The 7,875-nt window shown below is 69.8% G+C and carries 5 protein-coding genes; 4 read left to right on the top strand and 1 reads right to left on the bottom strand.

The genetic code is table 11. From position 1 onward, the window contains the following. The first annotated feature begins 389 nt into the window (after positions 1–389). A complete protein-coding gene (locus tag E1286_RS28605) occupies positions 390–1,064 on the top strand; it encodes a hypothetical protein (protein WP_132617326.1) in 675 nt (224 codons plus the stop codon). 77 nt (positions 1,065–1,141) lie between these two features. On the opposite strand, the gene E1286_RS28600 is transcribed toward E1286_RS28605, so the two are convergent. Beyond that, complete coding sequence (locus E1286_RS28600) at positions 1,142–2,383, bottom strand: MFS transporter (protein WP_132617324.1); 1,242 nt, start codon at positions 2,381–2,383, stop codon at positions 1,142–1,144. Between the two features lie 372 nt (positions 2,384–2,755). Here E1286_RS28600 and E1286_RS28595 point away from each other — a divergent pair, with 372 nt between their 5' ends. The 3 genes from E1286_RS28595 (at position 2,756) to E1286_RS28585 (ending at position 7,835) form a co-directional block, all read left to right on the top strand. Continuing rightward, positions 2,756–3,691, top strand: a complete 936-nt coding sequence (locus E1286_RS28595; protein WP_246075251.1) for an ABC transporter ATP-binding protein — start codon at positions 2,756–2,758, stop codon at positions 3,689–3,691. After that, positions 3,691–4,905 (top strand): ABC transporter permease, encoded by a 1,215-nt coding sequence (locus E1286_RS28590; protein ID WP_223190483.1) that lies wholly within the window; start codon positions 3,691–3,693, stop codon positions 4,903–4,905. The genes E1286_RS28595 and E1286_RS28590 overlap by 1 nt, the downstream gene beginning before the upstream one ends. Before the next feature lie 128 nt (positions 4,906–5,033). Further along, positions 5,034–7,835, top strand: a complete 2,802-nt coding sequence (locus E1286_RS28585) for a phosphoesterase (protein ID WP_132617320.1) — start codon at positions 5,034–5,036, stop codon at positions 7,833–7,835. The last annotated feature ends 40 nt before the right edge of the window (positions 7,836–7,875 follow it).

The raw sequence follows: 7,875 nt of genomic DNA, 5'->3' as shown, positions 1-7,875 counted from the left end.
AGCGGCCAACGCCATCGATCACGTCCTGGCTTGGTCACACTTCCGGCGGCTTCATCAGACACGCGCTCTGATCAGCCACTACCGGCGACGCGGTGACCCATTCCCAGCGGACCTACGAATGTAGTACCAGGCACCGGCCAGACGGTTCATGACGGCTGCCAGTTGTTCGCTGAGTGAGGCGTTGTCTGGAAGGCCGGAGTCGGTTATCCATTCGTGCCGTGGCGGTAGTAGGCGCCCGCTTCGGCCGCCACGCCGTGATTCTTTCACCTCGGTTCGAGTCGCCACTTCTGCCGCACCCCCGTTCTCGAGCGGCGGCGAAGCGAGAGCCGCACCGGGTCACTTTTGGGGCAGATGGGGCGCAAGGTGTTGAACTGCTGCACAATTGCGGTATGGAACACCCTCGGCAGTCCGGCGCGCGGGACTACCCCGGTGTGGCCGGCACCCTGGTCGCGATCCTGGCGGTGCTCTTGCCGGGCGGCTTCACGTTCAGCGTCTACAAGTACCTGAACCCTTCCGAGCCGAACACCGCTGTGGCCCTGCGGGAGCCCACGCCCGAGCCCGCCGAGCCGAGCCCCAGCGAGAAAGGACGCCCCGGCTCACCGATCGACGACGACGAGTTCGGCGACTGGAACTACCGCCTGGGCGACGTCGCTTTCACGGCGGAGAGGGCGGGCGGCTGGACGTACGACTCCTGCGCCCCTGTCGACAGGAAGGGTGTGCTGGCCGAGAACAAGTGTGAGCGTGCCGTGCAGCTGGCTTACTCGGCCTACAAGGGGCATCTCACCGCGGTCCAGGTCATCATGTCCTTTCCCACGGTGAAGGACGCCAAGGCCACGGCCACGCATCTGGCGAACTCCTCCCGGGCCGTGAAGTGGCGCCGGGACAAGGTGCTCGACACGTACGTCTACGGCAGGATCCGGTCGGGCGCGACCCAGAGGTACGTCGTGCTGACGGCCGTCACCGCCGACAAGGCCGCCCAGGCGAAGGCCGCGCGGTTCCATCAGCACCTGCACGCGGACCATCTGGGCTACTTCCTCTTCCGCGACCCGGCCTTCCCGGGCTGAAGCCGGAAGGCGGCCGGCCTGGCGAAGGTGCTTGCGCACCCCGGGCTGTCGCAGGATTCGGGCCGGTGTCAGATCTGTTACTCGGCCGCCGGTGCGTGTTTCCCCACGGTCTCGGTCATCCGGGACAGGGGGAACAGGCCGAGGAGGCAGATCGCGGCGAGCACGATGTAGTGGATGGTGAAGCCGTACTGGTCGATGATCCAGCCTGACGCCGCCGCCGCGAGGACGCCGGACACCCCAAGAGCGATACCGATCATGATGCCCATCGCCGTGCCGGCCGCTCTCGGCACCGAGTCGATGAGCAACGCGTACGTGACGGGGAACGGCGCGTTGCGGAACAACCCCCACGCGAGCAGGATGATCCACGCGGTCGCCGCGCTGGTGATGAAGATCATGGCCAGCAGGGTCAGAGCCCACCCGATCACCAGGAAGCGGATGGCGAACTTGCGGCCGGCGTGATCCGACCACGTACCCCAGACCACCTGGCCGAGCCACCCTGTCAGCCCCGAGACTCCCGACAGGAAGGCGGCTTCGCCGAATCCCATGCCCTGCTGGGTGAGCTGCACGGCGAGGAACGTCACCGCACCCGCCTCGGCCCACAGGAACAGGAAGATCAACACGACGGACCACCGCACGTTGGCGTTGCTCAGCGCCTGCTTGACCGGGGCGAGCATGCTGCCCGGCAGCCGGGTGGACAGCTCGGGCAGCGGACGGGTGAGGCCGCTGCGGTCGATCCAGTCGTAGACCTTCGCCTGGTTGCGTCTGGTACCGATGATCGCCTGCGCCACGATGATGGGGATGCCCAGGAGTGGGATGAGCAGGAAGGCCTCACGCCAGCCGGCGAACCCGAGGACGGCGGCGATGAGAGCGCCGGTGAGGAACTGGCCGAGCGGAAATCCGGTGTGGTGCACGCCGACGGCGAAGCCGCGGTGCTCCTTGGGCCACCACTCGCTCACCAGCGCCACGTTGACCGGCTCGGAGCCGCCCCGGCTGATCCCCATGGGGATGCGCAGCAGCAGGAACGCCGCGAAGCTGCCGGCCAACCCGAACGTCAGGGCGCCGCCCAGGATGGCGAGCAGCATCGCGACGTTCCAGGTCCAGGTCCGCCGGTAGCCGGTGCCGATCCGGTCCGAGATCCAGCCGAACAGCAGGGCACCGACGATCAGGCCGCCGAAGAACACCGAGTTGACCAGGCCCGCCTGCGTGGAGCTGAGTGCGTACTCCTGCTGGATGGCGGGCAGGACAGCGGGCAGGATGCCGCCGTCGACGGCGGTCATCAGGATCGCGCCGGTGGTCACCGCGAGCGTCGCCCACGACAAGGGGTGTCCGCGAGGTATCCAGGATGTCGGCGCCGGCGTTTCAGACAAGACGACCTCGCTGAGTGTCGGACCGGATGGCCGCGCCGACACGCCCGACAACCCTCTGGCGGGGCTCGTCCGGTGCTCAGGGGTGGATCTTCGGTGCCGCCATTGTTCATGGCGATGTGTCCAAGGTCAACAGTCGAGTCCCGGCCTCAGGACGATGGGCGAATTGTCGGGATGGGCGGGGTTTGGCGAACGTTCTACTGCGCGCCTCCCTGAGGCAATCCATGATCCCTAGGTTCCTCTTGTTGCTTAGTCAAGCTAAGGGAGACCGCCATGCAGAGGAGCCCCGTAGTGCGGGCTCGCGGGATCACGAAGTCTTTCGGTGATGTGGTCGCACTCGACGGCGTCGACCTCGATGTGGCGAGCGGGCAGGTCCACGGCCTGGTCGGTCCGAACGGAGCCGGCAAGACGACGCTCCTCGGCCTGCTGCTGGGCCTGGCGGTCGCGGACAGCGGCAGCCTGGAGATCCTCGGTACGCCGGTCGGGCGGACGCTCGCCGTCCCCGACGGTGTCGCGGGTTTCGTGGACGGGCCCGGGCTGTATCCGTCGCTCACCGCGCGCCAGAACCTCTCGGCCCTGGCCTCGCTACGAGGAGACACTCCCGCCGCCGAAAGTGCCCCTGAAAGTGCCCCCGACAGCAGCGCGGTCGACAGCGCACTGGAGCAGGTCGGGCTCACCGACGTCGCCGACGACCGCATCCGAGGGTTCTCGCTGGGCATGCGCCAGCGGCTCGGGCTGGCCGCCGCGCTGCTCACCACACCGCGACTGCTCGTCCTGGACGAGCCGGCCAACGGCCTGGACCCCGCCGGCAAGCGCCACGTGCACCGCGTCATCACCGAGCTCGCCGCGAACGGCACGGCCGTGGTCCTGTCCAGCCACCGGATGGACGACCTCGCCGCGCTGTGCTCCGAGGTCACGGTCCTCGCCACCGGCCGGGTCGTCTTCTCGGGGCCGCTGAGCAAGCTCGCCGCGGAGAGCGGCGAACTCGACTACCGCCTGGTCACCTCCGACCCGGCGGCCGCCCACCGGGTGGCGGAGGGCGCGCCCGGGCTCAGCGTCATGCCGGGTCGCGGCGGGCCGGACGCCGACGTGCTCGTGGTCCGCGGGCCAGTGCCGGCTCTGGACGAGCTGGTGGTGCGGCTGGTGCGGGGCGGCGTGGCGATCCGGGAGCTGGCGCCCGTGGTGACGCCGCTCGAGGCCGCGTTCCTGGCCCTGACCGGGGCGGGCGACGTATCCGGAAGAAACGACGAGGGTGACACGTGATGACCGCGACGCAGGCCCGGCCTGCGCCCATGATGCGGGGTTACCGGTTCGAGCTGGTCAAGCTGCTCTCCCAGTGGCGGGTCCGCCTGCTGCTGCTCGTCTGCTGGATGGCCCCGGCCGCCTTCGTGGCCGCGGTGAGCCGGCAGAGCATGCTGCCCACGGACACGGTCTTCGGCCGCTGGATGCACGCCACCGGCTGGTCGGGTTCGTTGGTGGTGCTGGACTTCGCGTGCAGCTGGGCGTTGCCGCTGCTGACGTCGCTGGTCGCCGGAGACGTCTTCGCGGCGGAGGACCGGCTGGGCACCTGGCGCCATCTCCTCGTGGCGGTGCGTTCACCCCGGCGGATCTTCGTGGCGAAGAGCCTCGCCAGTCTCAGCGTGATCCTGCTGCTCGTGGTGGGGCTGGCCGCGTCGGGCATCGCCGGCGGCCTTGTCGCGGTCGGCAACCGGCCGCTCGTCGGCCTGGACGGCCATCTCCTCGCCCCGGCGGACGCGGCCGGCACGGTCCTGCTCGCGTGGGCGTGCGTGCTGGCGCCGACGCTGGCGTTCGCCGCGGTCGGCCTGCTCGGCTCGGTGGCTCTCGGCCGCTCACCGATGGGGCTGCTGATGCCCGCGCTCCTCGCCCTCGTGCTGCAGCTCGCGCAGTTGCTCCCGCTGCCCGTGGCCGTGCAGCTGGCCCTGCCGAGCCACGCCTTTCTCGCCTGGCGCGGTCTTTTCACCAGCCCGGCGCAGACGGGGCCCCTTCTCATCGGGCTCGTGGTGAGCCTGGTGTGGGCGGTCGTCGCCGCCGCGCTGGCCTACCGCCTGTTCCTGCGCCGCGACTTCACCGACCTGGCCTACGACGGGTCCGGCCGGCGCGTCCTGGTGGCGGGGGTGGTGCCGCTGGCCGGCCTGGTCGCGCTCACGTTCGCGGTGGTCGCCGCCGTGACCCCGGCCCACGGCTCCGGGATCGAGCGGCCCAAGCTGCAGGACTCCCTCGCCACCACGTACGCCCACCTCTACCGGCTGCAGGCCCAGGAGCTCGGCCGGCCCGACGTCACCGAGGCCCAGTTGCGGGCCACCGCGTCCTGCGACAAGGGCAGCGTCCGCGTCGCCGACGAGGGGCCCGGCAACGACTGGCGGTGTGTCGTCTCCTGGCACCTTGCCCGGCGTGGACTCCGTGGGCAGCGCCATCTACCAGCTCGACGTCACCGCGGACGGGCGGTACGTCGCTGACGGCGACGGACCGAAGGAGGTGAACGGCTACTTCCAGGTGCGCACCCCGACCGGGGACGCACCCAACCCCCTCTGGCAGTTCGACGGGGACGTCGACCTGCTTGTCAGCACTCCAGAAGGAACCATTCATGCACGTCACGCGTCAACGCCGGCGCGTCCAGGAAACCTCTCTTGGGTTTCTTCACGGACGTACCGGCCGCAGAATCCGCCTCCTCGCGGCTAGCACCGCCGCTCTCGTCGTCGCCGGCGGGGGCATCGCCTACGGCTCGACCGACGCGTTCGGCAACGGGCAGGTCGGCCAGGCCACGGCTCAGGGCCTGCTGCTGCCCAGCGACCAGGCCATCGAGTCGATCGGTGACCGCCTGCTCGTCGACAACGGAAAACTGCTCTCCTCCACGGTCAGCCCCGACGGCCGCCACCTCGCGGCGCTGACCAACGACCGGTCGATCGCCCTCACCGTCGTCGACCTGACGAACTACAAGATCCTTCAGCAGGCCGGCACCGCGGCCGGCGCCGACCTGCGCATCAGCAACAACAACGTGGGGCAGGAAGGGCCGACCTACTCGCCCGACGGCTCGACGTTGTGGATGCCGCAGATCGACGGCTTCAGCCGCTTTCCGGTGAACGCCGACGGCACCGTCGGCGCCCCGACCTTGATCGCGATCCCGGCGGACGGGTCGAAGCACGCGCTGCCCGCCCAGGCGGTCTTCTCGCCCGACGGCTCCACCCTGTACGCCGCCGTCAACGGCCAGAACCGCGTGGTGGCCATGGACCCCGCGACCGGCGCGATCCGGCACAGCTGGGACGTCGGCAACGCGCCGCGTGACCTGGTGCTGGTCGGCGACAAGCTGTACGTGAGCAACGAGGGCGGGCGCCGGGCGACCGACGGCGACACCACGCTCAACTCGTACGGCACCCAGGTCCCCGCGGACCCGGTCACCGGCGCCACGACCACCGGCACGGTGAGCGTCATCAACGTCGCCGACACTCGGCCTGGAGAGGCCGCCGCGGTCGCGTCCATCGACGTCGGTCTGCACCCGACCGCGCTGCACGCCGCCGGTGGGGCGCTCTTCGTCACCAACACCAACAGTGACAACGTGTCCGTCATCGACACCTCGACGGACACCGTCGTCCAGACCATCGCGACCCAGCCGTGGCCGACGGCCGCCGTGGGTTACCACCCCAACGGGGTGACCCTCACCGAGGACGGCCACCTCCTGGTGACCCTGGGCCGCGCGAACGCGCTCGCCGTCTACCGCTACACCTCGCCGCAGGAGCCGGTCAGCTACGTCGGCCTGCTGCCCATGGACTACTACCCGGAGGGCGTGACCACCGTCGGCGGCGACGTGCTCGTCACGAACATGCGCGGCATCGGTGAGCGCGGCCCGGAGCGCACCATCTCCAAGGGCCCCGGCACCCAGCCGGCCACCGGCCACGGCACCCACGACTCGACCGGCACGCTGCTGCGGTTCAAGCTGCCGGACGACACGGTGATCGCCCGTACCACCGACAAGGTCTTCCTCCAGAACGGCTGGGACGACAACTCCGTCAAGGTGGCCCACGGCAACAAGCAGAAGGCCGAGCCGGTCCCGAAGCGCCTCGGCGACCCCTCGACCATCAAGCACGTCTTCCTGCTCGTCAAGGAGAACCGCTCCTACGACCAGGTGTTCGGCGACGACCCGCGCGGCAACGGCGACCCCGAGCTGGCGCAGTTCGGGGAGAACGTGACGCCGAACCAGCACGCGCTGGCCCGGCAGTTCGGGCTCTACGACAACACCTACGACATCGGCACGAACTCCGCCGAGGGGCACAGCTGGCTGATGCAGGCCGACGACCCGGAGTACACCGAGTCCAGCGCCGGCGAGTACCAGCGCAGCTACGACACGGAGGACGACGCGCTCGGCCACCAGCGCTCCGGCTTCCTGTGGACCGGCGCCCAGGCGGCCGGAAAGACGGCCCGCAACTTCGGCGAGTTCACCATGTTCGAGACCGTCCCGCCCGGCACGAAGTGGCAGGACTACTACTGCGACGTCAAGAACATGGAGGAGACCGGGCAGGACACCGCTATCAAGACGGACACCTCCTCGCCGATCCCGTCGCTGAACGACATCACGGTGCACGCGTACCCGAAGTTCGACACGGGCATCCCGGACCTGTACCGGTACGAGATCTGGAAGCGTGACTTCGAGGCCAACGGGCCGGCCAACCTCAACATGATGTGGCTCTCCAGCGACCACACCGGCGGGCCCGTCAACGCGGTCGCCCAGGTGGCCGACAACGACCTCGCGGTCGGCAAGATCGTGGACACCATCTCCCACAGCAAGTGGTGGAAGGACAGCGCGATCTTCGTCATCGAGGACGACACCCAGGACGGCGTCGACCACGTCGACGGCGCCCGCGGCCCGGTGCAGATCATCAGCCCGTGGGCCCAGCACGGCAAGGTCGACAGCCACTACTACAGCCAGATCACCGTGATCCGGACCATCGAGCAGATCCTCGGCATGCAGCCGATGAACCAGAAGGACAGCGCCGCCACCCCGATGAGCGCGGTCTTCACCAAGAAGCCCGACTACACGCCGTTCACCGCGGTGCCGAACCGCATCCCGCTGACCTACGGCATCGCCACCCCGCCGGCCTGCGGCGAGGACACCGTGCCGGCGAAGTACGCCGGCCTGGCCCCGGAGCAGGCCGCGGCGCCGGAGGTGCCCGCGGACAAGAAGCACGTCGCCGACCAGTGGCAGGCCTGGAAGGGGCAGCAGCACCTGACCGGCCCGAAGGCGATCGCCGACTACGCCAACCCCGACCAGATGGACCACTTCACGTGGTACGAGGCGCACGGCTGGGCCACGCCCTACCCGGGTGAGGACAAGATCCTGGCCCCGGCCGAGGTGCCGGGCCGCTACATCCCGTCGCCGGACGTCGACGGCTGACCTTCCACAACGCGCACGGCGGCCCGCCGGGATCCCGGCG

Source organism: Nonomuraea terrae, assembly GCF_004348995.1.
Classification (GTDB): domain Bacteria; phylum Actinomycetota; class Actinomycetes; order Streptosporangiales; family Streptosporangiaceae; genus Nonomuraea; species Nonomuraea terrae.
This window is presented reverse-complemented; position numbering and strand designations above follow the sequence as displayed.